3 protein-coding genes are annotated in these 2,133 nt (G+C 38.9%); 1 reads left to right on the forward strand and 2 read right to left on the reverse strand.

The genetic code is table 11. The features are described 5' to 3' along the window. The coding region (locus ACH2DQ_RS30005; protein WP_395028910.1) for a hypothetical protein at positions 1–511 on the reverse strand (511 nt) is incomplete at its 3' end. A gap of 359 nt (positions 512–870) precedes the next feature. On the opposite strand from ACH2DQ_RS30005, the gene ACH2DQ_RS30010 reads away from it, so the two are divergent. Further along, positions 871–1,527, forward strand: coding sequence for a pentapeptide repeat-containing protein (locus tag ACH2DQ_RS30010; RefSeq protein ID WP_394914527.1), 657 nt, complete (start codon positions 871–873; stop codon positions 1,525–1,527). An 81-nt stretch (positions 1,528–1,608) separates the two neighbouring features. On the opposite strand, the gene ACH2DQ_RS30015 is transcribed toward ACH2DQ_RS30010, so the two are convergent. After that, positions 1,609–2,133 (reverse strand): response regulator (locus tag ACH2DQ_RS30015; protein ID WP_395028912.1); only part of this gene is annotated, 525 nt, incomplete at its 5' end.

A 2,133-nucleotide genomic window follows, 5' to 3' on the forward strand; every position in this document is an offset into this window, starting at 1 on the left:
GTTGATATTGTGCACTCATATTAGAGTCAGGCATAGCAACCAGCTCTCCATCCAGATAAACTTTGGCTTGGGTGAAATTAGTATCTGTTTGTCCAATCCATTGGATTCCGGTACCGGTGAAATGGAAGGATGCAGTTGCACCAACAGCATCTGACTGATGGGCATTTCCCTGGCTGTGGCCCTGTTCAGAATATTTGTTCCAGGTGCCTTCATAGGTGATTTCACCAGAATCATTTTCTACGTTAATCCATCCATTTAAAATTTTTGAAGTAGTTTCCAACCCTATGTCGGCATTCGGATAATCACCGGTTGATGTTTCAGACTCCGTATCTGGCTCTGTTACAGTTGTTTCTGTGACCATCTGTTCTGCGGTATCCTGTTCTGTTACAATCTGATCCATGAGTTCTGCTTCTGCTGCTAAGGCATGTATAGGCATAACTGATGGGATTGTACTCATCATATAGATACCTGCCATTGCAGCTGCAATAATGCGTTTCATTCTCTTTTTCATATACGTTCTCCTTCTTTTGGGTCAGCATACGGGCAAATGTTTACATATGCTTTTTATAATAATTGTAGTTATTATTATATAATATCTGAATCAGCAAAAAATTGAAATTAGATTTTTTGTCTAGATATTACGTATTTTCAATTTTATTTTAACTATGTAAGTTTATTACTTCATAAAATATCGAATTTTTTACTGGTTTTTATTTTCCAATACAGGAAAAATAATTTAGGCAGTTCTGGAGAATATATATATGAGAGAGACAGGATTGACTTTGAAACTTGATATGCTTAAAATGGTATACAGATAAACTGGTAAATATATAAACAGATCTTCCAGATAAAGGAAAGCGAGAACTAATAATGAAACTTAAAAAACCACAACTAAATAAAAATCTGGAACTTGTATCAGAAGATTTTCAATCATACATACGAAGAGTCCAGGAAGAAGAGGACTGTATCAGTCACAAATTGATATCTAATGTAAATCTGAACGGTGTAGAGTTATCCCGGCTGGAATTTACCGATGTACTTTTTCAAAATTGCAGGTTTATTGGCTGTGATTTTGAAAATGCGGGGTTCGTGGATGTTCGTTTTGAAAATTGCGACCTATCCAACTGCCATATGGAAAACGGATACTTTAACAGATGTGAGATGAGTTCCTGTAAGATGATGGGAACCGACTTTCGAAGCAGCACTTGGAAGCATACGAAGTTTTCGGACTGCAATATGAGATTCATTAATCTGGATCATGCTAAAATGGATGTTGTTATAATGGAAGAAGCAGATGCAGAACATGCCAATGTAACAGAATGTAAATTGGCACATCTGGAATTGAACAATGTGAAAATGAATCAGGCGTCTTTTTTCAGAACGCCGTTAAAAGGAATCAATTTTACAAAAGCCCAGATAGCAGGAATCACAGTGTCGGATTCTTATCAGGAGCTTCAGGGAGCTGTCATAGACGCTTATCAGGCGGCAGATTTGGTAAGACTTCTCGGGGTGGTCATCGATTCATAAAAGATAACGGAAAAAGGAAGCGCTCGAAATTCGGAGTGCTTCCTTTTTCAATATATCAGTTTTCAATATATTAGTATATCATCATTTTAGTATGTCACTTAATACATGGAACAGGTGGCTGACATTAATTGGTTTTGGCACAAAGTTATTCATACCTGAGGCATATGCCGCGTCCATATCTTCCTTAAAGGAATTGGCTGTCATGGCTATGATTGGGATATTCCCAGCATCCGGATGGCTGCCTGAACGGATCTCCTGGGTTGCCTCCAGGCCATTTTTTACTGGCATCTGAATATCCATGAGTATGCATTGATAATAGCCGGAAGGATTATTTTGAAACTGATCTACGGCTTCCTGTCCGTTTTGCACGCGCTGTACCACTGCACCCTGCATTTCCAACAGCTCGGTAGCAATTTCAGCATTCAGGTCATTGTCCTCTGCCAGAAGAATTCTAAGGGAAGTTAAATCCGGCTGTTTTTGTGAAACCGGTTCCTGATCCGCAGGATCCTCGTGTTGAACCCGGGGTTTTTCACTGCAGATTGGAAATTCTAAAGTAAAAGAAAACTCAGATCCCTTTCCAGGTGTACTTTCTACACTCAGATTACC

It is taken from the genome of Robinsoniella sp. (genome assembly GCF_034124845.1).

Excerpts from the sequence above, each read along its gene's own strand:
- ACH2DQ_RS30010 (WP_394914527.1), top strand. The coding sequence starts at position 871 with ATGAAACTTAAAAAACCACAACTAAATAAAAATCTGGAACTTGTATCA.